Annotated in this window: 22 protein-coding genes; 11 read left to right on the top strand and 11 right to left on the bottom strand. The window is 61.2% G+C overall.

Annotated features, from left to right (window positions below; genetic code table 11):
* Nucleotides 1-3: 3 nt before the first annotated feature.
* Nucleotides 4-1,176, bottom strand: coding sequence for an NAD(P)/FAD-dependent oxidoreductase (locus CB0101_RS14390; RefSeq protein WP_010304699.1), 1,173 nt, complete (start codon nt 1,174-1,176; stop codon nt 4-6).
* 88 nt (nt 1,177-1,264) lie between these two features.
* Here CB0101_RS14390 and CB0101_RS14385 point away from each other — a divergent pair, with 88 nt between their 5' ends.
* The gene (locus CB0101_RS14385; RefSeq protein WP_029552776.1) at nt 1,265-2,002 is read left to right on the top strand and encodes a phosphoadenylyl-sulfate reductase; all 738 of its coding nucleotides are present in this window, start codon (nt 1,265-1,267) and stop codon (nt 2,000-2,002) included.
* Between the two features lie 12 nt (nt 2,003-2,014).
* Nucleotides 2,015-2,683, top strand: coding sequence for a type III pantothenate kinase (locus tag CB0101_RS14380; RefSeq protein WP_246833781.1), 669 nt, complete (start codon nt 2,015-2,017; stop codon nt 2,681-2,683).
* Between the two features lie 2 nt (nt 2,684-2,685).
* On the opposite strand, the gene bcp is transcribed toward CB0101_RS14380, so the two are convergent.
* Complete coding sequence (bcp, locus tag CB0101_RS14375) at nt 2,686-3,153, bottom strand: thioredoxin-dependent thiol peroxidase (protein ID WP_010304694.1); 468 nt, start codon at nt 3,151-3,153, stop codon at nt 2,686-2,688.
* 61 nt (nt 3,154-3,214) lie between these two features.
* Between bcp and CB0101_RS14370 the strand changes: the two genes are divergently transcribed.
* The 4 genes from CB0101_RS14370 to CB0101_RS14355 all read left to right on the top strand — a co-directional run bounded on the left by CB0101_RS14370 (nt 3,215) and on the right by CB0101_RS14355 (nt 5,943).
* A complete protein-coding gene (locus CB0101_RS14370) occupies nt 3,215-3,826 on the top strand; it encodes a 4'-phosphopantetheinyl transferase superfamily protein (protein ID WP_010304692.1) in 612 nt (203 codons plus the stop codon).
* A gap of 36 nt (nt 3,827-3,862) precedes the next feature.
* Entirely contained in the window at nt 3,863-4,375 is a 513-nt protein-coding gene (locus CB0101_RS14365) for a hypothetical protein (protein WP_043717083.1), read from the top strand.
* 116 nt (nt 4,376-4,491) lie between these two features.
* Nucleotides 4,492-5,172 (top strand): alpha/beta hydrolase, encoded by a 681-nt coding sequence (locus CB0101_RS14360; RefSeq protein ID WP_010304688.1) that lies wholly within the window; start codon nt 4,492-4,494, stop codon nt 5,170-5,172.
* A gap of 162 nt (nt 5,173-5,334) precedes the next feature.
* The gene (locus CB0101_RS14355) at nt 5,335-5,943 is read left to right on the top strand and encodes an alpha/beta hydrolase (protein WP_010304686.1); all 609 of its coding nucleotides are present in this window, start codon (nt 5,335-5,337) and stop codon (nt 5,941-5,943) included.
* Between the two features lie 2 nt (nt 5,944-5,945).
* Here CB0101_RS14355 and CB0101_RS14350 read toward each other — a convergent pair whose 3' ends face one another.
* Nucleotides 5,946-8,141: an AAA family ATPase gene (locus CB0101_RS14350; protein WP_029552775.1), complete on the bottom strand. Its 2,196-nt coding sequence runs from the start codon at nt 8,139-8,141 to the stop codon at nt 5,946-5,948.
* Between the two features lie 169 nt (nt 8,142-8,310).
* Here CB0101_RS14350 and CB0101_RS14345 point away from each other — a divergent pair, with 169 nt between their 5' ends.
* The 5 genes from CB0101_RS14345 to CB0101_RS14325 are packed head-to-tail and all read left to right on the top strand — an operon-like array spanning nt 8,311 to nt 17,456.
* Nucleotides 8,311-9,369: an efflux RND transporter periplasmic adaptor subunit gene (locus CB0101_RS14345; RefSeq protein WP_136644186.1), complete on the top strand. Its 1,059-nt coding sequence runs from the start codon at nt 8,311-8,313 to the stop codon at nt 9,367-9,369.
* 8 nt (nt 9,370-9,377) lie between these two features.
* Entirely contained in the window at nt 9,378-12,641 is a 3,264-nt protein-coding gene (locus tag CB0101_RS14340; RefSeq protein ID WP_029552772.1) for an efflux RND transporter permease subunit, read from the top strand.
* Complete coding sequence (locus tag CB0101_RS14335) at nt 12,638-13,747, top strand: efflux RND transporter periplasmic adaptor subunit (RefSeq protein ID WP_010304644.1); 1,110 nt, start codon at nt 12,638-12,640, stop codon at nt 13,745-13,747. The genes CB0101_RS14340 and CB0101_RS14335 overlap by 4 nt, the downstream gene beginning before the upstream one ends.
* A gap of 9 nt (nt 13,748-13,756) precedes the next feature.
* Entirely contained in the window at nt 13,757-17,170 is a 3,414-nt protein-coding gene (locus CB0101_RS14330; RefSeq protein WP_010304643.1) for an efflux RND transporter permease subunit, read from the top strand.
* A 58-nt stretch (nt 17,171-17,228) separates the two neighbouring features.
* Complete coding sequence (locus CB0101_RS14325; protein ID WP_246833885.1) at nt 17,229-17,456, top strand: hypothetical protein; 228 nt, start codon at nt 17,229-17,231, stop codon at nt 17,454-17,456.
* Nucleotides 17,457-17,626: 170 nt separating this feature from the next.
* On the opposite strand, the gene CB0101_RS14320 is transcribed toward CB0101_RS14325, so the two are convergent.
* The 8 genes from CB0101_RS14320 to CB0101_RS14290 form a co-directional block, all read right to left on the bottom strand.
* On the bottom strand, nt 17,627-18,178 hold the full coding sequence (locus CB0101_RS14320) for an antibiotic biosynthesis monooxygenase (protein ID WP_029552771.1): 552 nt from the start codon (nt 18,176-18,178) through the stop codon (nt 17,627-17,629).
* A 37-nt stretch (nt 18,179-18,215) separates the two neighbouring features.
* Nucleotides 18,216-19,856, bottom strand: a complete 1,641-nt coding sequence (locus tag CB0101_RS14315) for an alpha-D-glucose phosphate-specific phosphoglucomutase (protein ID WP_010304631.1) — start codon at nt 19,854-19,856, stop codon at nt 18,216-18,218.
* A 68-nt stretch (nt 19,857-19,924) separates the two neighbouring features.
* On the bottom strand, nt 19,925-20,368 hold the full coding sequence (locus CB0101_RS14310) for a hypothetical protein (RefSeq protein ID WP_029552770.1): 444 nt from the start codon (nt 20,366-20,368) through the stop codon (nt 19,925-19,927).
* A gap of 22 nt (nt 20,369-20,390) precedes the next feature.
* A complete protein-coding gene (locus CB0101_RS14305) occupies nt 20,391-22,163 on the bottom strand; it encodes a tetratricopeptide repeat protein (protein ID WP_010304626.1) in 1,773 nt (590 codons plus the stop codon).
* A gap of 217 nt (nt 22,164-22,380) precedes the next feature.
* Nucleotides 22,381-23,793 (bottom strand): phosphatidylserine/phosphatidylglycerophosphate/cardiolipin synthase family protein, encoded by a 1,413-nt coding sequence (locus CB0101_RS14300; protein WP_010304624.1) that lies wholly within the window; start codon nt 23,791-23,793, stop codon nt 22,381-22,383.
* A gap of 47 nt (nt 23,794-23,840) precedes the next feature.
* Nucleotides 23,841-24,014, bottom strand: coding sequence for a hypothetical protein (locus tag CB0101_RS15515; protein WP_010304622.1), 174 nt, complete (start codon nt 24,012-24,014; stop codon nt 23,841-23,843).
* A gap of 10 nt (nt 24,015-24,024) precedes the next feature.
* The gene (locus tag CB0101_RS14295; protein ID WP_010304620.1) at nt 24,025-25,071 is read right to left on the bottom strand and encodes a DUF4912 domain-containing protein; all 1,047 of its coding nucleotides are present in this window, start codon (nt 25,069-25,071) and stop codon (nt 24,025-24,027) included.
* A gap of 162 nt (nt 25,072-25,233) precedes the next feature.
* The gene (locus tag CB0101_RS14290) at nt 25,234-25,992 is read right to left on the bottom strand and encodes a phycobilisome rod-core linker polypeptide (RefSeq protein WP_029552768.1); all 759 of its coding nucleotides are present in this window, start codon (nt 25,990-25,992) and stop codon (nt 25,234-25,236) included.
* Between the last annotated feature and the right edge of the window lie 14 nt (nt 25,993-26,006).

Here is a 26,006-nt window from a genome sequence, read left to right as displayed (position 1 = left end):
GCGTCAGAACCAATCGGCCAGCCAGCCACCGGCCACCCGCAGCTGGTGCTGCAGCCCCGGCATGCGGGCCAGATAGGCCAGGCGCCGCAGTTGAAAGGCCGCGGCTCCCGCCAGGGTGATCCCCATGCCGGTCAGGCTGGCGTGGCCGATGCCCAACCCCAGCATTTCGCCTAAATCGTTCCAGATGAAGGGCTGGAGCTCCTCCCCGCGGCGCTGGCGCAGCAGATTCGCCGCCACGCAGGTGGCCTGCTGGTAGGCCACCTGGGCCGTGGCCGGATGGGCATCGCCGCTGGCATCGGGGCAGAGCGCCGCATCACCCATGGCAAAAACGTGCTCAGCGCCGATCACCCGAAGATCGCTCTGACAGGGCAACCGACCGCGGCGATCGAGCTCGAGGGCAGGGGTGATCTCAGGAACGCTGCCCACCACACCGCCGGTCCAGATCACCCCGTCACAGCTGAGGGTTTCGCTGCTGTTGCCCCGTTGCAGGCTCACGGCTGTTGCGCTCACCGCCATCACGCGCGTGCCGGTGCGCAGCCGGATATCGCGCTTCAGCAGGGCCTGCTGTGCCTGCTCCCGGTTGAACGACCGAGAAGCCGGCAGCAGCTCCTCCCCCTGCTCGATCAGCTCCAGCACGGCGGCCCCTTGCAGCAGATCGGCGAGCTTGCAGGCCAGCTCCACACCACTGGCGCCGGCTCCCACGATGGCGAGGCGTTGCAGGGGCCGCTGCTGTTGCTTGAGCTGTTGCACGAGCTGCTGCAGCCGATCCACATCCGCCAGGCTGCGGAAGCCCAGGCAGTGTTCGGCAACGCCGGGGATGCCGTAGGTGGTGGGTTTGCCGCCGGTGGCCAGCACCAGTTGGCTGTAGGCGATCTGTTGACCGCCCTCGGTGCGCAGCTGTTGTGCGGCTGTATCGATCTGGCTGACCCGATCGCGTAGCCACACCACCCCTTTGCCGGCCAGGAGTTCGCTGTAGCTCGGGGCGACTTCCCAGCGCCGCAACTCCTGGCTGAGCAGCTCATAGAGCAGGGGCAGAAACAGAAAACGCTCCTGCGGCTCAATCAGGATCACCGGCACGTCGGCAGCGGAAGCCGCCAGCTGCAAGGCTGCGCTCAGCCCGCCGAAACCGCCTCCCACCACCACAACAGGTTGCTGTTCGGCCTCGGCTGAGGGCACGGCTGCGATCGGGCAGATGGTGTTGCGCGAACCCTAACCAGCAGCTGTGGCAACGGAAGCGATTCCCCTGGCATTGGAGGATGGACCGATGACGAGCCCCCCGGTCACTCCCCCAGCGGCGTTGGATGAGCAGCAGTGCTGCCAGGCGCTGGAGTCCCTTGATGCGCTGGGGCGGCTGCGCTGGGGCCTTGAGCAGTTCGGCGATGGCTTTGCCCTCACCACCAGCTTCGGCATTCAGGCGTCGGTGTCGCTGCATCTGATCAGCCAGCTGGATCGCCCAGTGCCGGTGATCTGGGTGGATACGGGCTATCTGCCTCCAGAGACCTACCGCTACGCCGAAACCTTGATCGAGCGCCTGGGGCTCCAGGTGCATGTGGCCCAGGCCGAGCTCAGCCCGGCGCGGATGGAAGCGCTCCACGGCCGCCTCTGGGAAACCGGCCGGGTGGAAGACATGGAGACCTACCACCGCATTCGCAAGGTGGAGCCCCTGGATCGCGCCATGGACGCGCTCGCTGTGCGCTGCTGGGCCAGTGGGGTTCGCGGCCGGCAGACCGATCACCGCAGCACCATGCAGCCCCTGGCGCAAATGCGTGGCCGTTGGGCCCTGCGGCCCCTGCTCGCCTGGACCAATAAAGACGTCTTCTATTACATGCAGGAGCACGATCTACCCCAGCATCCCCTGTTCGAGCAGGGCTACTCCACGGTGGGCGATTGGCACTCCAGCGGTCCTGATGACGGTGGCCTCAGCGGCCGTGCCACCCGCTTCGGTGGGCTCAAGCAGGAATGCGGCATCCATCTGCCCGGGATGGCAGGCGAGGGCATCTGAGTGGGGCGGCTGTTGCTGATCGGCAACAGCCGCTGGCATTGGGCCGAGCGCAGCGCCGATGGCTTGCGCTGCTGGCACAGCGCGGCTGGGGAGGTTGGCGAACTAGCTGATCTGCAGGCCTGGGCCGCCGTGGGGCCAGTCCAGAGCCATGAGCGTTTCGCCTTGGGGCGCCAGCTTCAACTGGCGGATGTGCCGTTGCACGGTGTGCCCCCTTGGCTGGGAATCGATCGCGCTCTGGTGGGTTGGAGGGCCTGGCGCCAGCAGCGCCAGTCTGTGTTGGTGGCTGATGCCGGCACCGCCTTGAGCCTCACGCGGGTGGATGCCGATGGCGGTTTTGTGGGGGGATTGATCAGCGCTGGGGTGGCGCTGCAGCTCAGGGCCCTGGCAGGTGCCACGGCCCAGTTGCCCGCGGTCAAGGCTGATGGGGTTGACCCCACGCAATCGGTATCGGCGTGGCCTTCCCCCACGGTCGATGCCATGGCGGAAGGATGCCGCCGGGCGGTGGCGGCCGCGATTGCATCGGCCGCGGCGACCGCCGAGGGAGCTCAGCTGTGGCTCACCGGCGGCGATGCCGAGCTGCTGCGGCCACTCCTGCTGGAGCAACGCATCCACGCCGTGCATGCGCCGAACCTGGCGTTGGAGGCGATGGCGGCGCTGCCGGTGGTGGATTGGTGCTCCTGAGTTCAGGCCAGGCCCAGATCGCGCAGGATGTCGTCGGCCATGGTTTCAGCCTTCACCTTCGTGTAGGCCTTTTCGATCTTGCCGTCGGCATCCACCACGAAGGTGTGGCGCATCATCCCCATGTATTCACGCCCCATGAATTTCTTGAGGCCATAGCTGCCGAAGCTCTCCGCCACCGGGCAGGGCTCGGCGTCGGTGAGCAGGGTGAAGGGCAGGTCGTATTTGCTGATGAATTTGCCGTGGCTGGCTGCACCGTCTTTGCTGATGCCGAGCACAGCGATGTTGTGTTGCTCAAAGGCCGACCACTGATCGCGGAAGTTGCAGGCTTCTTTGGTGCAGCCCGGGGTGTCGTCCTTGGGATAGAAGTAGATCACCACGCGCTGGCCTTTGAAGCTGGCCAGGCTCACCGGCTCGCCGTTCTGGTTTGGGAGGGTGAACTCAGGGGCGGCATCACCGATCTGCAGAGCCATGGCGGGGCTTGAACACAATGGCGGGAGCCTAAGGGGAGCTCTGAGTGCGGCGCCGCCGCGGGTGTGGCTGCAGTCGCTGGAGCTCGATGAGGCAGGGCCTTGGGCGATCAGCGAGGCAGAGCGGGCCTGGAGTGCTGAGTTGCCGCTGCCGGTTCAGCGGCGTTACCGCGCCAGCCGCCATCAGTTGCGCAGTCGCCTGGCCGAGCTGCTGCAACTGAACCCTGAGGCCGTTCCGCTGCACAGTCCCCCGGGTCAGGCCCCCTCCCTCGCAGAGGGGTTGGGCTGCGTGAGCCTGAGCCACAGCCGTGATCAGCTGCTGCTGGCTTGGTCGCCATGGCCCATCGGTGTGGATCTGGAGTGGCAGCAGAGGCGGATTCAGGCGGAGTTGTTGGCGCGTCGGTTTTTCCCGCCGCAGGAGTGGTTTGAGCTGCAACGTCTCGCTCCGCCGCAACGCGCGCCGCAGGTGCTGGAGAGTTGGGTGCGCAAGGAGGCCGCGATCAAATGGCAACGCAGCAGCCTGGCCACGGATCTGCGCCATTGGCAGTGGTGCGCTGAGCACCAGCGCCTGGAACACCTACTGGAGGGTTGGCAACCGCGCAGCGTGTGTGAGCGCCGTAACGGCTGGTTGTGCGCTGTGGTGGGACAGGCAGCCGAACAGGCGATCTGGGATTAACGTCCGCCCGTTCCCAGATCTGAGCAGGCCCCCTTCATGCCGATGGCCCTGCGCTTCAGCGTGCTGGCTCTGTTGAGCCTGTTGGGGGTGGCCGGGCTGGCTCAGTGGCGCCTGTTGCCGCCTCCGGCCATGCGCACTGGCGCGTCCACCGATCGGGTGTTGGCGGATCTGGCTTCCCAGGAGGCCCTGCAGGATGGCCGCGCCAGAGCCAGCGAAGCGTTGGGGCAGTTTGTGGGCGGCCAGATCACCCGTTACTTCTGGGGCAGTTTCACCGGCTATCTCGACGTTCTTGGCCTGGAGACTCCGGAAGGGATGGAGGCGCGGATCAGCGAAGCCCCCGACCGGGTGCAACTGTTGTTGATTCCCAGGGGCGGTGACGAGCGCTATGTGGCTCAGGTGCAGGCTGAAGACAACGTGCCCCGTGGCGTGGCCTGCAGCGGTCGCGGTGAACCCGCTGCCTTCCGCTTTGAGCGCGATGCCTTGCATTGCCCGCCCGGCTGGACAGCACTGGAGCTCCCCGCACGCCGTGGAACGGGGCCGCGCAGTTGAGCTCCAGCGTTAACCGATCCCCTGTTTTTCGATAACCGATTCTTAAATCAACCTGCAGAAGGTCCATGGTGGACGTTCCTGCTCGCCATACCGGGAGAGTCATCCTCTGCACAACCATGCGCAAGGTTCTCCTCCCCTTGGCTGGCGCTGGTGTCCTGCTCGCAGGCCTCTCGGCCCAGGCCATTCCTCAAGGGCCCACCACCATCAATTCCGATCAGGCTGGCGTTCGTTACGGCGCTCCCACCTTCATTCAGTCAGGTCTGCCCACCCAGACCGCCCGTGCTGTGAGCCAGGGTTTTGTTCGTTCGAACACCCTGCTGCCCCTGGGTGGCACCGAGGTGATCGATAACCCGGTTCCCAAGGATCTGAAAGATCTCTCCGGCTGGTCCCCCGATGAGCTGCAGGCTGGCCTGCAAAAGGAATACGCCGTCGACGTGGCTGCCGTAGCCCGTTTCCTCTATTCCGAGAAGGGCGAACAGTTCCTGTCTGAAAGCATTCAGCAGAACAATTACACCCCCTACTACAGCCAGAGCCACAGCCTTCAGGCTGTGCGTAGCGCCATCATCCTCGATTCGGCAGACGGCAAGTTGTCGAGCTACGGCATGATGTCGAACCTGCCCACCGATCAGCGTCTGCAGGGCGCGATGAAGGTGTGCGATGTGAGTGATGCATCCAATAGCCAGCGGGCTACCTCCCTGCTCAGCTGGTACATGAACACCCCGGCTTGCATCGCGGCTTACACCGCTGAGGCTCCCGAGGCTCCCAAGCCCGCTCCTGCCGTACGCGGCCTCTGGTGATCAGGCAGAAGCCGGTTTCCAGCTCATCGACCATCCGGCTTCCGCTCCAAGAGCGGGGGCCGGTTTTTTGTGAAAAGATTCTGAAAGCTTGGCGACCGGTCTTGATCCAAGCGTCATACCGAGGAAGCCCCATGCAGCAGAGGTGATCTCTGCATCATCCCAATGTTGAAGGTTCTCCTTCCCCTGGCCAGTGTTGGTGTTGTGCTGGCTGTTGGTACGGCTGAGGCGATTCCGCTTACGGCGCGTACGGTTTGCGTGAATTGTCTTGGGCCTCGATCGAACACGCTTGCGCCCATTGGCGGCACTCCCAAAATTGACAATCCTGTTCCGCAGAATCTCTCTGATCTCTCTGGCTGGACTGAGCAGCAGTTGGAGGCGGGATTGCAGAAGCAGTACGAGGTTGATGTCGTCGCTGTTGCAGACTTCCTCTACTCCTCTAAGGGTGAACAGTTCCTCCTGAATAGCATCCAGCAGAAAAACTACACGCCTTATTACAGCCAGCAGAAGAGTCTGCAGGCTGTGCGCAGCGCTATCATTCTTGACTCGGCGGATGGCAAGCTGTCCAGCTACGGCATGATGGCGAAGCTGCCAACTGATCAGCGTCTACAGGGTGCAATGAAAGTTTGCGATGTCAATGACATCAATAACAGCCAGCGATCTACCTCATTGCTGAGTTGGTATATGAATACCCCCGCCTGCATCTCGGCTTACACCGCTCAGCAGGCAGAGGCACCCGCTAGTGCTGCACCTGCGGTGCGCGGTCTCTGGTGAGATCAGCGGCTATGGCGTCCGATCAGTCGTCGGTGCTGCAGCCGCTGCGGTAAGCGGCATCCCACACGCTGCTGGAGTTCGCGCTCCAGCAGCTTCAATGGGTCGGGTTGGAGCACGCGGCTCAATCGGAGCCGGTAGGCCGCCTTGGCGCCGAGCCAGCGCTCGATGACCCCGGCCGTGAGATTGAGCTCGAGCGCTTCGTCCCAGCTGTGCCAGCTCAGGCTCCAACCGCGTTGTTCGAGGCCTGCCTGCAGCGCGGCGAGATCTGGTGGTGTGTTGAGCCAGGCCTGCTCCAGCTCCGGGAGTGGTTCCAGAACGCTGCGCAAGCCAGCCGGTAGATCCGGAAGGGCCAGCAGGGATCCAGCGGGCCCGAGAACCGGCTGGCTAAACAGCAGCCGCATCTGGGCCTCAGGCGCGGCGAGTTGGCTCAGTTGATCAAGCGCGGCGGGGAGTTGGTCGGCGCTGAGGTCCCGGAACGGGTGGCGCGCCGCGATCCACTCAAACCGGGTGCCGGGTTCTAGGGCCCCACCTAGATCATTGGTGCAGCAACCGATCACACGGGGTTGTTGCAGGGCATCGAGCACCCGCAGTTGGCTGTGCAATCGCTCCGCATCGGCGCCTTGGTTGCTCTGGATCACCACCCCGCCCTCGGGTGTGTGTTGTAGGGGGTCGAGCGCCCAGAGCAAAGAGCGCGCTTCGAGGATCAGCACGCGATCGTGGCGTTGCCAGTTGGCGTTCTCCCAAAGCTGGCGGCGCAGCTGATCGAGCCGTTCGCCTTCACTGCCCAACTGGCGTTGCAACCAGCGTTCGAGGGCTGGATCGTCGGGACTGCTGCTCAGCACTTCACCCAGTTCCGCCTCATGTTCGGCGGCTGCGGCGAGCTGTGCGGCCCGGCGCTGCTGCAGCCGTTGGCGGCGTTGCCCCTCCCAGCCCAGCGCTCCGGGTTGCCAAAACACCTGCCCCTGTAGGGCGGTGGGTAGGTATTGCTGAGCCACCCAGTGTTCGGCGTAGGCATGGGGGTAGCGGTAGCCCACCCCATCGCCGAAGGCCTTGCCATCGCGGTTCGCATCGCGCAGATGGGCGGGCACCTCCTGACGGCTGCTGGCCTTCACGCTTTTGAGGGCATCGAAGAAGCCGAGCAGGCTGTTGCTCTTGTCAGCACCGGCCAGATAAAGCGCTGCCTGCGCCAGGGGATAAAGCCCTTCCGGCAGCCCAACCCGTTCAAAGGCCGCGGCGCAGGCTTCCACCACCACCATGGCCTGGGGGTCCGCCAGGCCGATGTCTTCTCCGGCGGAGATCAACATGCGCCGGAAGATGAAGCGGGGGTTCTCGCCGGCCTCCACCATGCGCGCCAGCCAGAACAGGGCGGCATCGGGGTCGCTGCCCCGCAGCGACTTGATGAAGGCGCTGATCGTGTCGAAGTGAGCATCGCCCTGCTTGTCGTAGAGCACGGCGCGTTGCTGGATCGAGTCTTCGGCGATGGCTAGATCGATGTGGATCACGCCGTCAGGCCCAGGCGGTGTGGTCTCTACCGCTAGTTCAAGGGCATTGAGCAAGCTGCGGGCATCCCCTCCCGCCACGTCAACGAGATGGGCCGCCGCCTCGTTGCTGATGACGACCTGCCGGTCGCCGTATCCGCGCTCGCTGTCGCTGAGGGCCCGCTGCAACAGCTGATGCAGGTGTTGGGGCTGCAGAGGCTGGAGCCGAAACAGGCGCGAGCGGCTCACCAGAGCCTTGTTCACCTCAAAAAACGGGTTTTCGGTGGTGGCGCCGATCAGCGTCACCGTGCCGTTCTCCACCCAGGGCAACAGCGCATCCTGCTGAGCGCTATTGAACCGGTGCACCTCGTCGATAAACAGGAAGCTGCGCAGGCCGTGTTGCTCGAGACGCCGGCGCGCTTCGTCCACTTCAGAGCGAAGATCCTTCACCCCAGCCAGCACGGCGTTGAGACTGCTGAAGTGAGCGCGGGTGCTGGCGGCAATGATCCGCGCCAGGGTGGTTTTGCCCACACCCGGGGGGCCGTAAAGGATCAAGTTGCCAACCCGATCGGCGTGGATCGCGCGCCGCAGCAGCCGACCAGGGCCAAGGATCTCCTCCTGCCCTTGAAAGTCGTCAAGGCTGCGCGGTCGCAGCCGATCGGCGAGGGGGGCCAGATTTTGGCGCAGCTGCTCGCCGCGGTGGCTGAACAGGTCGCTCACGCCGTGTGTGGTGCTGCCGTCATCATCCGATGCCGGCAACATGGGGGTTGCGGCAAAACCGGCTAGTTTGCGCAGCACTGACTGACTAGTTGTGCGGCGCGGCCTACTCGCTCTTCCTTTGCCACTCCTTCTGTTGGCAGCTTGTGGCAGCAAGCCACCGGCTCCCAAGATGCTGTCGGTGCAGGTGGCCACCATCGCTGAAGCGGAGTTCAATCCGTCGATCGATGTGGTGAGTCAGCTGAGTTCCACGACGGATGTAGCCCTGCGACCAGAAACCGATGGCCGTGTGGTGAAGATCCTGGCCACCCAGGGGCAGCGCGTGAAGGCTGGTGACCCGATCATCGTGCTCGACAATGTGCAGCAGACGGCGAGCCTCGATGCCAGCAAGGCAGAAGCGCGCAAAGACTTTCTTAACGCCGAGCGATTCGTTTTTCTGAATCAGCAGGGTGCTGTCTCCACCCGCGATCGTGACTTTTATGTGACGAAGGCGATTCAGAGCCGCGACCAGGTGAAGGCCAATGCAGCAACGCTCGGCTACAAGTACGTTTCGGCACCGATTGATGGTGTTATTGGTGACCTTGATTCGGTGAAGTTGGGCGATTACGTCCGCCAGGGTCAAGCCATCACTGGAATTGTCGATAACTCCACCCTTTGGACGCTGATGGATGTGCCGGCGACCCAGGTCACCCGCGTTGCCTTGGGCCAAACGGTGCAGCTCACGACCCAGACCAATCCACCGGTGACCGGTCAAGGGAAGGTGGTGTTTATCTCTCCCTATTTTGGATTCAGTGGTACGGATAAATCACCCAACACAGTACTGGTGAAGGCAACCTTCCCCAACCTCACTGGTCGATTGAAAACAGGTCAATACGTCAAAAATAAGATCATCACGAACTCAACTCGTGAGCTCTCTGTGCCGGTGTCCGCGGTGCTGATGCAAGCCCAGCAACCGTTTGTGTATCGCCTGGTCACACTCTCCCGGGCTCTGCCTCAGATCAAAGCATCCACTCAGATCCCGGATGCACAGAAACAGAAACTCGAAAAGTTGCCTCCTTCGACACCCATCGTGGTGCAAACGCCCGTGAAGCTGGGTCCACTGCAAGGTAATAACTATCCAGTCTTGTCCGGGCTTCAAAGTGGCGATCGCGTGGTCACCAGCAATACGGCTCTGCTGAGGTCTGGGATGCCGGTGAAGCCGGTTTCATCGTCTAGCGCCGCTGCGAACTGAGGTCTGTCATGTCGTTTTCCGATAATTTCATCAAGCGGCCTGTTCTCACGACCGTTTGCAGCATCCTCATCGTTTTGGTGGGCATCATCGCCATCCCCACCCTGCCGATTGCCAATCTCCCAAATATTGCTCCGCCTTTGATTCAGGTCACTGCTAATTACAGCGGTGCTAATTCACTGGTTACTGAGCAGGCTGTGACCAATCCCCTGGAGCAGCAGATTAATGGCGTGCCAGGTGCTTCTTATATCTCCTCCACGAGCAACATGGAGGGGCAGAGCATTATTCAGGTCTACTTCGATGAGACAACCGACATCGATATTGACCAGGTTAATGTTCAGAACCGTGTTTCTCTGGCCATGCCTCAGTTGCCGGCTCAGGTGTCGGCAACGGGTGTGTCTGTTCAGCAGAGCACTCCGTCAATTCTTCTCGCTTACCAGGTTTCGTCGAGTGAGGGGCAGTTTGATGCGGCTTACTTGAACGGCTTGGTTTACGAACAGCTCTACTACCCACTCGAGCGTGTGCCCGGTGTTGCCAATGTCAACATCCTGGGCGGTACAAACCCCGCCTACTGGCTCAATGTTGATCCGGTGAAGCTCGCCGCCAACAAGATCACGGCAACGGATGTGATCAATGCGGTGAAATCGCAAAACAGCACTGCGATTGGTGGTCTGGTGGGTGGACCTCCAGCTGCTGGTGATCAGATGTACACCTACCCGCTGCTGGTTGAAGACAACGGCAATTTGATGTCGATTGATGCTTTCAATAAGCTGATTGTTGGCCGTAGCCCTTCGGGCAACGTGTTGTTGCTGAAGGATGTGGGTGAAGTCTCGTATGGCTTCAATAACTACACCACCTCCGCGGTGAATACGGATAACCATCCTGCGATCACGGTTGCGGTTTTCCAGACACCTGACAGCAACGCTCTTGACGTTGCTGATGCTGTGGTTCAGGAGATGACGTCGTTTGCGTCGCAGGTGCCGCCTGGTGTGACGGTGAATCAGGTCTACAACATCGGCCAATTTATTGAGTCTTCTGTAGAGGGTGTGGTGGATGCCCTCGGCCTGGCGATCGTGCTGGTGCTGCTGATTCTGTTTCTGTTCCTGCAGAACTGGCGAGCAACGGTGGTGCCCAGCCTGGCGATTCCCATTTCGTTGGTCGGTACCTTTGCTTTTATTAAGGTCTTCGGGTTCTCGATCAACCAACTCACACTCTTGGGTTTGGTGCTGGCCACAGGTCTTGTGGTCGACGACGCAATTGTGGTGATCGAAGCGGTTTCGAAAAATATTGAAGCCGGAATGAAGCCTCGCCAGGCGGCATTGGCTTGTATGGGTGAGCTGTTTGGTGCCCTTGTGGCGACAGCTTTAGTGCTGATGGCTGTGTTTGTTCCCGTCGCATTTTATCCGGGAAGCATCGGCATTATTTATCAGCAGTTTGCGCTCACGATTGCTTTCTCGATTGCGATTTCAGCCTTTAATGCCCTCACGTTCTCGCCCATGCTCTCGGGCTTGATTCTGCGCAGCGGCACACCACCGCAACCGCGTGGCTGGGCTTGGCCTGTGGCTGGTGTGGTGGTGGGTTTGGCCTTTGGGCGATTCAGCTCCGCATCCTTTGGTAATTGGACCTACGTGCTGGGAGTTGTGTTGGGTGGCTTGGCGGGTGCCAACCTGCCGCTGATCTTTGATCGCTTCAACAGCTTCTTTGCCAAGCTGCAGGCTGGCTATGCGCGTTTGGTGCAGGCGCTGATTGCCAAGCGCCGCTATGTGATGGCTGGCCTTGGTGGGGGGATCGTGCTGACAGCTTTGGCCTTCACGGCCTTGCCGCAAGCCTTTATTCCAGATGAAGACCAGGGCTACATCTTGGGCATCTATCAGCTTCAGAACGGCGCTTCGCTCAGCCAAACCCAGAAGATGGGTGAGCAGATTGCAGGGATCCTCAAGGAAGAGGACGACGTTCTTTCGGCGGCTGTGATCAGTGGCTATGGATTCAATGGATCCAGTCCCGATCAAGGGACGATCATGGTGGGCTTGAAGCCCCTAGATGAGCGCTCAGGCCAGAAGAACAGCTCCTTTGCCATTGCCGACCGGCTCAACGCGAAGCTCTCCAAGCTGGATGCAGGCATGGCTGTGATTGGTCAGCCACCTGCCGTTCCAGGATTCTCCGCACAAGGTGGCTTCTACTTCCAGTTCAACGATCTCAGTGGCAATTATTCCTTTAATCAGCTCAACGATCAGGCGAAATCACTGATCGGTGCGGGCCAGGCGAGCGGTGAGTTTTCATCGCTCTATACCCAGTTCATTCCCAGTGCCCCTGCTTTTGATCTCAAGGTCGATCGATCCTTGATGGGCGCGCTCAATGTGGATTACGCCGAGGCGATGAGCACGATTGCGGCCCTGGCGGGGGGCAGTTATACCGGCCTCACCTATGAGAATGGCCAGGTTCGCAACGTCTATGTTCAGTCGACCGACGAACAACGCGCCGAGATTGACGATATCCTCAGCTACTACGTGAACAACCGCGATGGGAAACTGGTGCAGGTTTCTCAATTCGCTGAAGCTAACCTCAGTAGTGCACCGCCCATCATTAGCCACTACAACCTGTATCGCACGGTCTTGATTCAAGGGGCTCAGGCTGTTGGTAAGAGTTCGGGGCAGGCGCTCACCGCGATTCAGAACCTCTTCAAGCAGCAGGATTTCACCAACATTGGCTATGCCTTTACAGGCCTGGCAGCGCTGCAACTCTCTGCAGGTAGCGCGAGCGTTTTGGTGTTTGGCCTCGGTATTTTGATTGTGTATTTGGTGCTTTCCGCTCAGTACGAAAGCTATGTGACACCGGTGATCATTCTGATGACCGTGCCGCTTGCGATGTTGGGTGCCCTGGCGTTCCTCGCCATTCGCTCCATCGACCTCAACATCTATGCCCAAGTTGGACTGGTCACCTTGATCGGCCTGGCTGCCAAGAACGGCATCTTGATTGTGGAAGTGGCTGAGCAGCATCTGGAGGCCGGGATGTCCGCGGTGGAAGCTGTGGTGGCATCCGCAGAGTCCAGGCTGCGGCCGATCTTGATGACGGCGATTGCAGCACTGGCTGGCTTCCTGCCTCTGGTGGTCGCGAATGGAGCCGGTGCACAAAGTCAGCAGTCGCTCGGCACCGTGATCTTTGGAGGTCTTGTCGTGGCTACGGTTCTCTCATTGGGTGTCGTGCCCCCCTTCTATGTGGTGATCAAGCACCTTGAGGAGCGGTGGTTCGGCCCTGAGCAACCTGAGGAGGCTTGATCATCCAGCGCACCCTGCTCTGCCGCCATCAGGGCAACGCCCTCTTGAGCCTGGGGAGCTTGTTGCTCCTCGTGGGCTGTGGCCTACGGCCTGCTCCACCTGAGCCATTAGCCGTCACGTTGGCACCTGTTGCGTCGGCTCGCTTCAGCGATGCGATCGATACGGTGAGCACCTTGGAGGCCTACGAGCTTGTCCAGCTGGCGGCCCAGGCATCGGGACGCATTCAGCAGTTGCCGATCTCCCAGGGCGATGTGGTGAAGCAGGGGCAGTTGTTGCTGGTGCTTGATCAGGCGCAGATCCGGGCTGAATTGGCTGATCTCAAGGCTCAGGAGCAGAAGGCAAAGCTCAACTGGCAGCGCTACGAGTTTCTTGTGCCACAAGGTGCTGCGACTGCTCAGCAGCGCGATGAATTCAAGGCTCAATACATCTCAGCCCGAGAGGCGGTGATCGCCAAGCAAGCGGATCTGGCCTACAGCAATCTGCTGTCACCGTTGCCCGGGGTGGTGGCGGATGTTCAGGTGAAGATCGGGGATGTGCTGAGAGCGGGTGATCCCTTCACCAAGCTGATTAAAAACAACACCTTGTTGGCCCGTGTTGAAGTGCCCTCCACCTATGCCGAGCGCATTCGGGTGGGGTTGCCGGTGCAGCTGAGTCTGCCGGGAACGACCAAGGTGTTGGCTGAAACCCGCGTCAGCTCGGTGGATCCCACGGTGACCGCCGGCAATCAGGCCCTCTTGGTGAAAGCCCTGCTCCCAAATCCAGGAGGTGTCTTGCGCAACGGCCAGCGCTTGCGCACCCGTTTGTTGCTGGATAGCCGCGAGCAGCCAGCGGTTCCCTTTGTTGCGGTGCGACAGACCTCCGGTCAGAGTTTTGTGTGGCGGGTGGGCACCTTGAAGGATCTGGAGGCGCAACCGGGGCAGGCTCCGGTTGAGAAGTTGCGCCGTCTGCCGGCGGGCACCCGTTTTGCCTTGCAGACACCCGTGACGCTGGGTGCCATCCAGGAGAACCGCTACCCAGTGCTCTCGGGACTGCGTGCTGGGCAGATGGTGATCACGAGCAACTTGTTGAAGCTGCGCCATGGCATGCCTGTTGCCGTGACGAATTGAGGTTGCTGCATGTCTGCTTCTAATCAATTCATCACCCGGCCGGTGCTGACGACGGTCTGCAGCCTGTTGATCGTGATCGCAGGGCTGATTGCTATCCCGATTCTGCCGATCGAAAACCTTCCGGATATTGCCCCGCCCACCGTGAAGGTGCGAGCGACGTACACCGGTGCTGATGCTGTGTCTGTGGAGCAGGGTGTGACCAGCGTGCTCGAGCAGCAGATTAATGGTGTGGAAAATATGGATTTCATCACATCATCGAGCTCCGCTGATGGTGTGAGTTCTATCAGTGTTGCGTTCAACAGTGGAACTGACGGCGATATCAACCAGGTGAATGTGCAAAATCGGGTTGCCCTTGCTGAGCCGCAGCTGCCTGAGGAAGTGCGGAAGGCTGGCGTCTCTGTGAATAAAGCCTCCAACTCCATTCTGTTGGTTTACAACTTTGGAAGCGAAGACCCTGAACAGGTCGTTTATAGCCCTGAAACCATCAGTGGCCTGCTGGATCTCAACCTGACTGACGCGATCAAGCGTGTGAAGGGTGTTGGCGATCTCACCTATTTCGGCAACCGCAAACTGGCCTTCCGCTTGTGGCTCGATCCTGAAAAGCTCACCGCTTACAGCCTCACATCGACTGATGTGGTGAGTCAACTGACGAGCCAAAATCGTCTGGTTCCCGCCGGTCAGGTTGGCGGTGAGCCCTCGCCCGAGGGGCAGGAATACACCTTTACGGTGCAGCTTCAGGGGCGGCTGCGCAGCGTTGAAGAATTCGAAAACTTGATTGTTCGGTCCACCGAAGATGGTGGCCTGGTGCGGTTGCGCGATGTCGGTCGCGTGGAGCTGGGTGGAGAAACCTATGCAGTGAGTGCCACCGACAAGCAGGGTGTCCCCTCGGTTGGACTCGCGGTGTATCAGCTCAGCGGCAGTAATGCCCTGGATGTATCGAGTGGTGTGAAGAAAGTGCTGGCTGACTTCGCCGCGACGATGCCGGTGGGTATGAAGATGGAGAAGATCTACGACAACACTGATTTCATCTCGGCTTCCATTCAGGGAGTGGTGAATTCCCTGCGGGATGCGGTGGTGCTGGTGGTGTTGATCCTGTTTCTGTTTCTGCAGAATTGGAAAGCCACCTTGGTTCCGGGTATTGCCATTCCCGTGGCGTTGGTGGGCACGTTTGCCCTGGTGCTGGGGTTTGGTTTCTCGCTCAATCAGCTAACGCTGTTTGGCTTGGTGTTGGCCACCGGTTTGGTGGTGGACGATGCCATCACGGTGATTGAAGACACGTCGGCCAAGAAGGCGCAGGGGATGAGTGCGCTTCAGGCGGCGAAATCCACGATGGACGAGCTGTTTTCCGCGGTGATTGCCACCTCTCTGGTGAAGTTTGCGGTATTTCTGCCGGTGCTGTTCTTCCCCGGCGCCACCGGCACGATCTACAAGCAGTTTGCGGCCACCGTGATCTTCTCGATCGCGATTTCCACCTTCAACGCGCTCACGTTCTCGCCCATGCTGTCAGCGCTGCTGCTGGGCCGGGAGTCGGAGCCGCCCAGTCGGCGTGGCTACGCGGTGGCCGGCACCGTGATCGGATTCATCTACGGATTGCTGGTGATCGGCGGTGGGGCTGCGCTGGTGCTTCTGCCCTTTGCTGCTGCTGCTGCCTTGGGACTTGTGCTCAGCCGGATCAGCTCCCGGGCACTCACCTTGCCGATGGCTGCTGGTGGCGCGATCAGCGGCTTGGTGTTGGTGGGGGTCACCAATCTGCTCCCTGTGTTGCTCTACCCGGCCCTCGGTTTGGCACTGGGCTGGAGCACGCCGCTGATCTTCACGCGTTTCAACCGTTTTTATGCCCTGGTTGAACAGCGCTACGCCGCTGCCCTGGCGTGGGCCCTCGATCAGAGGCGCTTGGTGATGGCCGGACTCGCGGGTGGTGTTCTGCTCACCGCCATCGCGTTCCAGCTCATTCCTGGCGGCTTTGTGCCGATCGAAGATCAGGGTTACGCGATTGGGTTTGTTCAGGCTCCCGAGGGGGTGTCATCCCAGGTGACCGAACGGATCAATCGCCAGGTGGCAGAGGTGCTGCGTAGTGAGCCGGATATCACTGCTGCATCGGTGTTCAGCGGTGCCAGCCTCGATGGCAATAGCCCCAACAAGGGCCTCTTTTTCTTCGGCACCCGCAACTGGGCCGAGCGACGCGGGGCCGACCAGAGCATGACGGCGATCGTGGAGCGCTTAAACCAGAAGTTGGCGGCGGATGTGGTTGGCGCCCGCACGTTTGTGGTGGAACCCCCGGCCATCCCCGGCTATGGCACCGGCGGCGGTTTTGAATTCCAGTTGCTTGATCAAAGTGGCGGGGCTTACGACCTGCCAGCGTTCAATGCCAACGCCCTGCAGATCATTCAGGCCGCCAGTGCTGATCCTGACTTGAAGCGCGTTTACACCCTCTTCTCTCCAGAATCGCCGCAGATTGAGATCAAGGTGGATCGTGATCGCATGGCTGCGCTTAACGTTGATTTTGGTGCGGCGATGCAGTCGTTCAGCGTTAACTTTGGTGGTCTGTATGTGAATGACACCTTCCAAGAGGGCAAAGTGCGACGCGTGTATGTGCAGGCTCAGCCTGATAGTCGTGCTACTCCCGAGCAACTCGCTGCCTTGTATGTGAAGGATCGCAGCGGCGAGCAGCAGATTCCTCTGGCTGAATTCTTTACGGTGAAGCAGGTTGTAGGCCCCAGTGTGGTGCCTCATTTCAATCTCTACCGCTCGATCAAAATCGAGGGGACACCGGCACCCGGCAAGAGCTCTGGACAGGCGATTCAAGCGATGAAGCGCCTCTTTGCTCGCCAGGATGCTCAGGGGCTTGGCTTCGATTGGACGGGTATCTCCCGCGAAGAAGTGAAGGCTGGTGCTCTGGCAGTGGTGATTTTTGCCCTCGGCATCCTCGCGGTTTATCTGGTGCTGGCTGCTCAATATGAGAGCTATAGCGACCCGCTGATTATTCTGATGACAGTGCCAACCGCGATGCTCGGGGCTCTGATCTTCCTGGCTTTGCGTGGCGAGGTGCTGAATGTTTATGCCCAGGTGGGCCTTGTGATGTTGATTGGCCTTGCCGCTGGTAACGGCATCTTGATCGTTGATCTCGCTAATCAGCGCATGGCCGCTGGTGATCCTGCCCTCGATGCAGCACGCTTCGCGGCCAGTTCAAGGCTGCGGCCGATCTTGATGACGGCCATCTCCTCGCTGTTTGGCTTTATTCCTCTGGTGTTTGCCAGTGGTGCTGGTGCCCGCAGCCAGGCCTCTCTGGGTGCTGTGGTGTTTGGTGGGCTCTTGATCGCCACCGTGTTGTCGTTGTTTGTGGTGCCTGTGTTTTATGTGGTGATGAAGAGCCTGGTCTCTCGTTTTAATGATGATCCCGATGGCACACCCAGCCTGAGTTGATCTGATGCGCTCTGAACCGCGTTCAAAACCTGCTCGTGGCAGCTTTGATCCCTTGAAGGTGCTTATTGCCATGGGCTGCGGAGCGGCCCTCGGTGTGTTGGTGGCGGCTTTGATGCACAGCATCATGCGCCATACTCCCGCTGACCTGCCCTTAACGAGGCTCCAGGCTTTCTACGGAATTCTGGTGGCATCCGGATCGCTGGCGGCGTTTGCGATTGAGTCGATCCGTCAGCTCCAAGCCGGTAGCCCTGAAGCTGAGTACCACCGTCGTCGTGGCATCCGCTGATTACAGCCGTTTTGTTGTTGCTGATGCTTGTTGTTCGCAGCCTGCGTTCAACCCGTTGCGTGCTGTTCGAGTTCTAGCGATCAAGCGCCATTCATGGTTTCACTTGGTCTGAGTGATCGTTGGGAAGTTGTTGTTTTGGTGATGGATCGGCGGTTGGCCAATTAGATGGTTCAAGTCTGGAAAAGCCAACGTTTAAAGCAACGCGTTAGGAAGGGCATTACCCAATAGGTGAGTAGGGCTACGGTGATCCCTGTATTCACCAGGATGCGAAGAAGGAATGGCCAGGAGGCCAGTACAGCGTTGACCTGCGGGGCCACCAGTAGTGAAATGATGGCCACGCCCAGCCAAACCAACAGGGCCTGTTTGTATCGCATCGGGGCAGGGCGAGCCGATGCTTCGGGGAGCTGGAACCAAGGTTCCAGCCCCGTGTGAACCTTGATGGATTCCGGTTCACGAATCAGCGGCTTGATGCGCTCTACCCAGCCGCGACGCGTCTCCGATTGCAACCAGCGATCGAGATTCTTGCAGGTATCAAATTGCACCACGATGACGTGGTCCTCTGTCACGCCCAGCTCGGGCCGGAGGATATGGGCGCCAAGGTATCCGTCGAAGCGGCGTGCATCGACGGAAATACCTTTGATCCATGTTTCGTAGCCCGGCTCTCGGCCTGGCCGGACTCGATGGGTGATCACTGCCGTGACATGAACGCTTGGGTCCAGCACGGGCTGATCGTCGACAACGTTTTTACAATATGGCCCCTTAAGTGATCACGGTTGGCTGATCCATGCCGGTTCGCGTTTTGATCTCCGCTAACGCATCGATGGCGGCGATCAGATCACCCAGCGCTTGCTGTGGATCCTGTTGCAAGTCACCACTTGGGGGGACATAGCTTTCGAGATAAACCCGCAGCGTTGCACCCTGCGTGCCGGTGCCAGAGAGACGCAGCACCACGCGGCTGCCGTCATCGAGCAGTAAGCGCAACCCCTGGCCGCTGGTGAGGGAGCCATCCACCGGATCGGTGTAGGCGAAGTCGTCGGCGGTGGCGATGGTGCGGCCGGCGAAGCTTTGGCCCACCAGCGTTGGCAGCATCTCCTTCACACGGTTGTAGAGCCCGTGGGCTGCTTCGCTGGCGATGGCTTCATAGTCGTGGCGAGAGTAGTAGTGGCGTCCGAAACGGCTCCAGTGCTCCGCCATGATCTGTGCCACGGGCTCCCGCCGCTTGGCCAGGATGTTGAGCCAGAACAGCACGGCCCAGAGACCGTCTTTCTCGCGGATGTGATCGGAGCCGGTGCCGAAGCTTTCCTCTCCGCAGAGCGTGATGCGGCCCGCATCGAGCAAGTTGCCGAAGAATTTCCAGCCGGTGGGGGTTTCGAAGCAGGGAATCCCGAGTTCTTTGGCCACCACATCAGCGGCAGCGCTGGTGGGCATGGAGCGGGCGACCCCGGCCAGACCGGAGGCATAGCCAGGCACGAGCGTGGCGTTGGCGGTCAGCACCGCCAGGCTGTCGCTGGGGTTCACGAAGCAGCGCGTGCCCAGGATCATGTTGCGGTCGCCATCGCCATCACAGGCGGCGCCGAAGCGGTAGGCGTCGCTGCCCATCAGCAGCTCGGCGAGCTCGTGGGCGTAGGTGAGGTTGGGGTCGGGGTGGCCGCCGCCGAAATCCTCCAGCGGTTCGGCATTGCGCACGCTCCCCGCGGGTGCCCCCAGTAATCCCTCGAGCAGCCGCTTGGCGTAGGGGCCGGTCACGGCATGCATCGCATCGAAGGCGATTGGGAAATCGCTTTGCAGCAGATCCCGGATCTCATCAAAATCGAACAGCTTCTGCATCAGGGCGACGTAGTCGTCGACCCCGTCGATCACCTCAACCTGCAGGTTGCCGAGGTTTTGCTGGCCAGGAGCATCGAGATTCAGGGCTACCTCATCCCAGATTCGGTAGCCATCGAGGTTCTGGGTGCAGGCGTAGATGGCATCGGTGAGGGATTCCGGTGCAGGCCCACCGTTGGCGCCATTCACCTTGACGCCGAAGTCGCCATTGGGGCCGCCGGGATTGTGGCTGGCCGAGAGGATGATGCCGGCAGTGGCCTGGCGCTGACGGATCAGGTTGGACGCTGCTGGGGTGGACAGGATTCCCCCAGTGGTGGTGATGATGCGGGCCACGCCATGGGCGGCGGCCATCCGGGCAATCACCCCGATGGCATGGCGGTTGCCGTAGCGGCCATCGCCGCCCACCACGAGCGTGCCGCCCGCGACGCCAGGCACCGTGCGCAGGATCGCTTCGACGAAGCTCTCCAGGTAGTGCGGTGTTTCGAATTGGCGGCTGCTTTTGCGCAGGCCGGAGGTGCCTGGCTTCTGGTCAAGGAAAGGCTGATCGAGCGGGATCTGCTGCACGCCGCTGGTCATGGGGGGGCTGCCGAGGCGGCACCAAGTTAGTCCGCTCTTCCGCTTTCTCTCGCTGTCGAGATCACCCCTCAGCGTTGGCTGCCCCCAAAGTTGATTCCACCGGCCGCGGGCTTGCCTGCAGGGGCTTCCGTCGCTTCAGGTTTTTCAGAGCTGCGGCACACCAGCAGCAGCCGTTCGGCGGGATCGCTGATCGCCTGGCGGCGAGCGAAGCTGTTGGTGGGAGCTGGTTGAGACTTCGCCAGCATCTGCCAGATCAAATCCTTGCAATTGGCCGGCAGACGTGGGTGGTCCATCAACGGATCACCAAGCTTGCGTGCCTGGTTGCAGGTTTCGCTGGTGTTTTCTCGGGCGCAGGCCAATGCCGCCAGTTGCACTTGCCGCAGGGTGTCTTGGCTGGGGAAGGGCACATAGGGGACGGCATAGCCGATGTTCGGCAGTGCAACACCAGACCCAAAAGCTAAGGAGGCCAATGCCAATGCAGCTGGCGAGGGCCAGCCCCGAAGAGCAGTCATCGCAACCGGAACGATGCCCCCATCATGCAATGGGTTCTATGGCTGTGTCGTAACCCAGGGCCTCCAGTTGATCGGCGTAGGGCTGCAGCAATTCGCGGTAGTGCTGCCACCGTCCCACGGAATGGCTGTTGATCGGTGCCCGGGCCTGCACAACACTCGCGGTGTGAATTTGGCGCCGGCCCCGTTCAGGATGCAGGTACGCCTCATCCCAGTTGAAACCGCAATGCTCGATTAAGCCGGGAATCACCTGCTCAGGCTGCCGCGTGAGCTGGTCATAGTTGAGGTGATAAATCTTTCCTGGCATCTGCTCCTCGTGGGCGGCCATCATCTGGCGATAGAAGTGATAGAAAGCCACTGAGTGGTCCAGGTTGTAGGTCCATTCATTGCCCGTGGCAAAGTGATTGGTGAAGGTGGACCACAGGTTGTCCATCGGATTGCGGTAAACGTGCAGGATTCGGCAATCCGGGAAGGCCGCCGCAAGCAGTGGTGCATAGGCAAAGTTGTAGAGAAACTTGTCGCTGCAGGCTTCTGCGTCGGCGCTGTAATCGGATCGGTTTTCGATTGAGGATCGATAGTGCTGGCGCACAGCCTCGAGATTCTCTGCGCCAGTCATGGCTTGATTGAGGTAAGCCACTTCGCCCAGGTCGATCAATCTGCTGTTTTGACTGAGGATTGTTTCCACCAAGGTGGAGCCCGATCGTGGCAACCCCACGATGAAGATCAGCCTGGGTTTGGTTGATGTAGGAGACGATTGATTGCTATGGGCTGCCTGCTGCTGCAGCAAGGTCTCGTTTTGCTGGAGCAGATCGTTCACATTCGGCAGGCTCCAGCTGCTGTCAAATTGTTCGGCTCGCATCCGATTGGCTTTGCAAAACCATTCAGCAGCTCCTGGATCCAGGCGATCCAGCTGGTATTTGCCGATGCAGAACGACAGGTGATACGCCTTCGGGTGATCTTGGAGCTCTTCTAGGCAGGCGCGTGCAGCTTGTTCCGGTTCAGCATCATCTCGCCCATGAACGCAATAGGCCAAATGCCGATGCGCTTCGGGGTAGAGCGGGTTGTAGTTCAGCGCTTGTTGGAAGCAGGTTTTGGCTTGATCAATACGCCCCTGCTCCATCAGCGCTAGTCCAAGGTTGGAGAGGATTTCGGGGTGCTCGGGGGTGAGTGCCAGGGCTTGCTCAAAGCAGTTCAGGGCCTCTTCGAGTTGCCCCGCTTCCTGCAGGCTCAACCCGAGGTTGTTCAATGCTTCGGGATAGGGGGATCGCTGATTGATGGCCTGCTGCAGCGATGCAATCGATTCGTTGATGTGCCCTTGTTTCCGCAAGGCCACTCCCCGTGCTGACAGCACCTCTGGGTAAAGCGGCTGCAGACTGAGGGCTTGGCTGTAGGCCTGCAAGGCGCCTGGCAGATCATGGATCGCTTGCAGGGCATGGCCAAGGTTGGCGTATGCCTTGGCCATGGTTGGTTTGAGGGATGCCGCCTGCCGAAAGCTCTCAACGGCCTTGGCGCTACGGCCGAGCGCGTGTTGCGCAGTTCCGAGATTCAGCCAGGCTTCAGCGTTGTTCGGAGCCAGCCGCAAGGCATGCTCTAGCAACGCAGCTGCGGCTTCAATGCGGTTGGATTGAAGTTCCAGGGCCGCCAGGTTGCTGTAAGCCGCTGCTGTGGCATCGCCTTGAGCGACAGCCTGCTGATAGAGCTCAGCTGCAACCGCATAGTTCTGAGCCCTGATCGCTTGCAGAGCCAGTTGCTCCAGTACGGCTGTTGGTTGCGCAGCGCCGGAGAGGGAGAACGTCATGCCGCAATGGGGCGTGCTGGGGGCTGCTCGTGAGGATGACTGATGCTCAGCCCAACTCCGTGAGCACCACCAACACAGGCATCAGCATCAGGGTGACCGCAGCAGCGGCAATCAGCGCAGTGGCAGTGAACATCGCCCCTCCGTTGGCTTCAAATCACCCTAGAAGCAAAAAAAGGGTCTGGTGTGGCGTCGGTCACGGAATGCGTCTGTCAGGCGCCTAGGTCCGCTGGATCCCGCTGCCACAGCGCCTGCGGTTCTCGTTCAGTTTCCGCTGCAGCTGCTCTGAGATCCCCAGCTCTGCGCCCTTCCAGAGGCGATCCGTCTCCCTGGTGAAGTGTGCCGCAACTTGCTCTGAGTGGATCAGCAGCAGCACCTCGTCGTTTTGGTGGGCGGCAGAGGGGCTCCAATTGAAGCTGCCTGTGATCACGGTCTTGCCATCGATCACGGCGAACTTGTGGTGCAGCTTGTCCCCACGTGCCAGTCGGGGGATGCCCACGCCTTCGGCAGCCTCCTGCAGCGGGCGGTTACCGGCTTCCAGCTTGCAGTGGCGATCCGCCATGGACACACCAAGCAGATCGAGCACTTCGGAAAAGGAGCGGCTGGCAAAGCCCGGGTCGGCCAGCAAACGCAGTTTCACGCCCTTGGTCTGCAAATCAGCGATCACGTCGGTGAGGGCTTGGGCTGAAAACACAAACAGCGCCAGGTCGACCCGCTGTTCAGCGGCGGCCAGGGCGCTGCCGATCAGCTGGAGGCCGTGGCTGGGATCACGGCGCGGATGAGGGGCAAACAGCACCTCCACGGGAATGTCGCCCACCAACACCCGCGTGGCATGGCCGGATTGTTTGGCCAGCCCGAAGCGGCTGTCGGGCTCTCCGCCGGGGCCATCGCCCCACATGCAGTTGAAGTCGCTTGCAAATAGCTCCGCCAGGGCTGCACTCTCCAGCTGGAGCAGATGGTTCACGTTGCCGCGGGTGCGCCGATCCGCGGCATCACCATGCATGCCGGAGGCGGTGAAGTTGGCCGATCCGGTGACCACCAGCCGGCGATCCACCACCACATATTTGCTGTGCATCAGGCCGCTGCCTTTGCTCCCATCGGCGGTGTCGTCGAGCCAGGGCACCCCTGCCGCGTTCAGCAGCGCCACGGCATCGCCGGCCTGTTGTTCCTCCAGGCTCACCACCCCATCACGGTTTTGATCGGCGAGTGCCATCAGCAGCTGACGCCGTTGGCGGGCATGGCCATCGAGCTCGGCGTCGTGTTGCTCACTCCAGGGGGAGCTGTAGGTGTTCTCGAGAACCACCTTCACGTGCACGCCCTTCCGGTGTTGACGCACCAGGGCCTGTGCGATCGATGGCAGTGATAGCTCCTGCACCGCCACCAGCACCTCCTGCTCGGCGGCCTCGATCGCACCGATCACGAAGGCTTCGAGGTTGTCGCCGTTGCGGTGCTCGGCGTGGATGGGGCTGCGGTAGTGGCGGTCTTCGCGGTGGTTGAACGCCACCTCAATCCCATCGGGCAGAGGCAGATCAGCTGCCTTGGCTCCCACCAGCCGCCCACTCTGGTGGCCGCAGGCTTGAAGCAAGCCAACACAGAGAGCCAGAACAGCCCGCCCGCGCAGCCGGTGTGCCATGGAGTTGCCCCTGCCACTACCAGGAGCATTCCCCGATGGTCTGGGGCTCAGCCGTGTTCTGGCAGCTCAGAGGTGCGCAGCATGGCCACAAACCACAGGCTGCTGATCACCACAGCTGCTGCAACGCCGGCGCCGATGCCCACTTTGGCCATCAAAAAAACCACCAGCAGCGGCAGGGCGACTGCACCGGTGATCGGGGTGAGGGCCACGAGTGCTTTCATCGCCGGGGCTTCAGAACCATTCGGCCACAGCCTGGTCGCTGGGATTGCTGTTGTCTTCCGGAGTGGAGCGTTCGAAATCGAGCGTGATGTTGCGCTTCTGCTCGCCATCGGCGGCCACGGCCTCAATGGCATACACCTGCTGGCCATCGCGGAAGGGCACCTGCACGCGGAAGGTGCCGTCGCTGGACAGGGGGACTTCCTCCCCACCGATGGTCAGCTTGGCGGAGGGGTCGGTGGCGCCGTAGACGATCAGCTCTGCATCGGCCACCAGCCAGAAGGAGCGCTGCCGCGGTGCCACCACGCCGGAGCCGGATTCGCTGCGGCCGCTGGCCCAGAGGCCTGCACCGGAGGCGTTCAGGCCAGCACCACTGCTCTGATCCAGCTCATGGAAGGCTTCGGAGCCACGGCCGAGGCGGCGGGTTCCAACGGTGGCGGTTTGGTAGAGCCGCTCGTGGAGGCCGTTGTCGCTGCTGGGAAGGGTCTGCGGGGTGATCGTGCTGGGGGGCGTATCGAGCGAGAACGGCACGAATTGATCGAGGATCTGCTCGCTGGGGTGCAGGGCCGGCACCCGGGCCACGGACGAAAAGGCCAGGGAGATCCAGCCACCACCGCTGACGCGATACCCCAACTCCACGCGGTAGTCGCGGTCGCTCAGGGGCACTGGCAGGTACCACTCGGTGGCATGGCTATCCACCGGCACCTCCTGGAGGGTGTGCGGATGGCTGGCGCCGTTGCTCATGCCGGTCACATCAGCCACCCGCAGGCAGAGCTGGCTGGCACCGGCCTTAAAGGCTTGCTGGCGATCGCGCTCGCTGATTTCCCAGAACACATAGGCCCACTGCGGATCGCGGGGCAGGAACACCACGCGGGTGTCATCAGCCTGTTTGCTGGGGGCGTGTTCTTGCTCCAGGCTGGAGAGGTCGGCTTGGCGTTCGCCGATCGCACTCACCAGTTCGTCTTTGGTCTTGCGGCTGTAGAGGGTCACACCCAGCTCGCTGGCCACCTGGCGCAGTTGGCGCAAGGTCATCCGGGCAAGCGATGACAGGGTCTGACTCACAGCGCCTCCGGATTGTGTTCGGGATCAGTCTGACCAACTCTCACAGGTCCGCCCTGATCTGTGATCCCGCAGTCAGCATCCCAAGACTGCGCGGCTGGCGGCGGGCACAAAAAAGCGGGGGTTGCCCCCCGCAGCGTGTTTCGGCCAGAGCGGCCTGAATGATCAGCGGCCGAGGCTGCGGTAGGGCACCTTGGCCAGGTAATCGATGTCGGCGCTGCCCGCGGCGCTGGCGCCACGCAGAGCAGGCAGGGTGCGCACCCAGGGCATGTAGTCCTGGGGGAAGCCGCCGCGGCGCTGCAGGGAGCGCTCGGGCAGTTTGCGGGCTGTGCCGGTGTACACGATCTGGGGGAAGCCCAGGATGCCGCGGTAGTAGGCGTCGTAGCGGGGGCTGGTGATGTTGAAGGGGGTTTCGCCAAGATCACGGCTGCCCACCACGCGGTTGCGGTGGTAGGGAACGGTGTCGTAACCGAAGGCGTTGAGGTACTCCTCGCTATCGAGGATGTCGTCAACCATGCCCTTCACGCCGCGGGTCATCAGCACCGCAGACCAGGCGATTTCCTCAGACTTGCCGTGGGTCTGGCGGCCCAGCAGCTTTTCCACCAGGTGGCGGGCCACCTTGTAGTTGCTGTTGAGGGTGTAGAAGCTGCGGTTGAAGGTGTCCGACAGACACAGCGAGCGAATGAAATCGCGCACGGTGATCTGGCCGTTCCGCAGCTGCGACTCCAGGGTGGCGTCGCGATCCACCTTGAAGGCGTGGAAGAAGATCTGGCGGTAGGCCGCCTCAATCACGAAGTTTTGGTCTTCGCGATCCATGGCCTTGTCCATGGACACGGCTTTGGGATCCTCGTCCGAGCCCACGCGAAGGGGATCCACACGCGAGTTCTGCGTTGTGGGCGCGTACTTCAGGAGGGGGAGGGCCACTCGAACTTCGGCAT

Source organism: Synechococcus sp. CB0101 (assembly GCF_000179235.2).
In the GTDB taxonomy this organism is placed as follows: domain Bacteria; phylum Cyanobacteriota; class Cyanobacteriia; order PCC-6307; family Cyanobiaceae; genus Vulcanococcus.
This window is presented reverse-complemented; position numbering and strand designations above follow the sequence as displayed.

Bases quoted from the DNA above. Each gene is read 5' to 3' on its own strand.
- CB0101_RS14385 (WP_029552776.1), top strand. From the start codon at position 1,265: ATGACGAGCCCCCCGGTCACTCCCCCAGCGGCGTTGGATGAGCAGCAG.
- bcp (WP_010304694.1), bottom strand. From the start codon at position 3,153: ATGGCTCTGCAGATCGGTGATGCCGCCCCTGAGTTCACCCTCCCAAAC.
- CB0101_RS14365 (WP_043717083.1), top strand. From the start codon at position 3,863: ATGCCGATGGCCCTGCGCTTCAGCGTGCTGGCTCTGTTGAGCCTGTTG.
- CB0101_RS14360 (WP_010304688.1), top strand. From the start codon at position 4,492: ATGCGCAAGGTTCTCCTCCCCTTGGCTGGCGCTGGTGTCCTGCTCGCA.
- CB0101_RS14355 (WP_010304686.1), top strand. From the start codon at position 5,335: ATGTTGAAGGTTCTCCTTCCCCTGGCCAGTGTTGGTGTTGTGCTGGCT.
- CB0101_RS14345 (WP_136644186.1), top strand. From the start codon at position 8,311: ATGCTGTCGGTGCAGGTGGCCACCATCGCTGAAGCGGAGTTCAATCCG.
- CB0101_RS14340 (WP_029552772.1), top strand. From the start codon at position 9,378: ATGTCGTTTTCCGATAATTTCATCAAGCGGCCTGTTCTCACGACCGTT.
- CB0101_RS14330 (WP_010304643.1), top strand. From the start codon at position 13,757: ATGTCTGCTTCTAATCAATTCATCACCCGGCCGGTGCTGACGACGGTC.
- CB0101_RS14315 (WP_010304631.1), bottom strand. From the start codon at position 19,856: ATGACCAGCGGCGTGCAGCAGATCCCGCTCGATCAGCCTTTCCTTGAC.
- CB0101_RS14310 (WP_029552770.1), bottom strand. From the start codon at position 20,368: ATGACTGCTCTTCGGGGCTGGCCCTCGCCAGCTGCATTGGCATTGGCC.
- CB0101_RS14305 (WP_010304626.1), bottom strand. From the start codon at position 22,163: ATGACGTTCTCCCTCTCCGGCGCTGCGCAACCAACAGCCGTACTGGAG.
- CB0101_RS14300 (WP_010304624.1), bottom strand. From the start codon at position 23,793: ATGGCACACCGGCTGCGCGGGCGGGCTGTTCTGGCTCTCTGTGTTGGC.
- CB0101_RS15515 (WP_010304622.1), bottom strand. From the start codon at position 24,014: ATGAAAGCACTCGTGGCCCTCACCCCGATCACCGGTGCAGTCGCCCTG.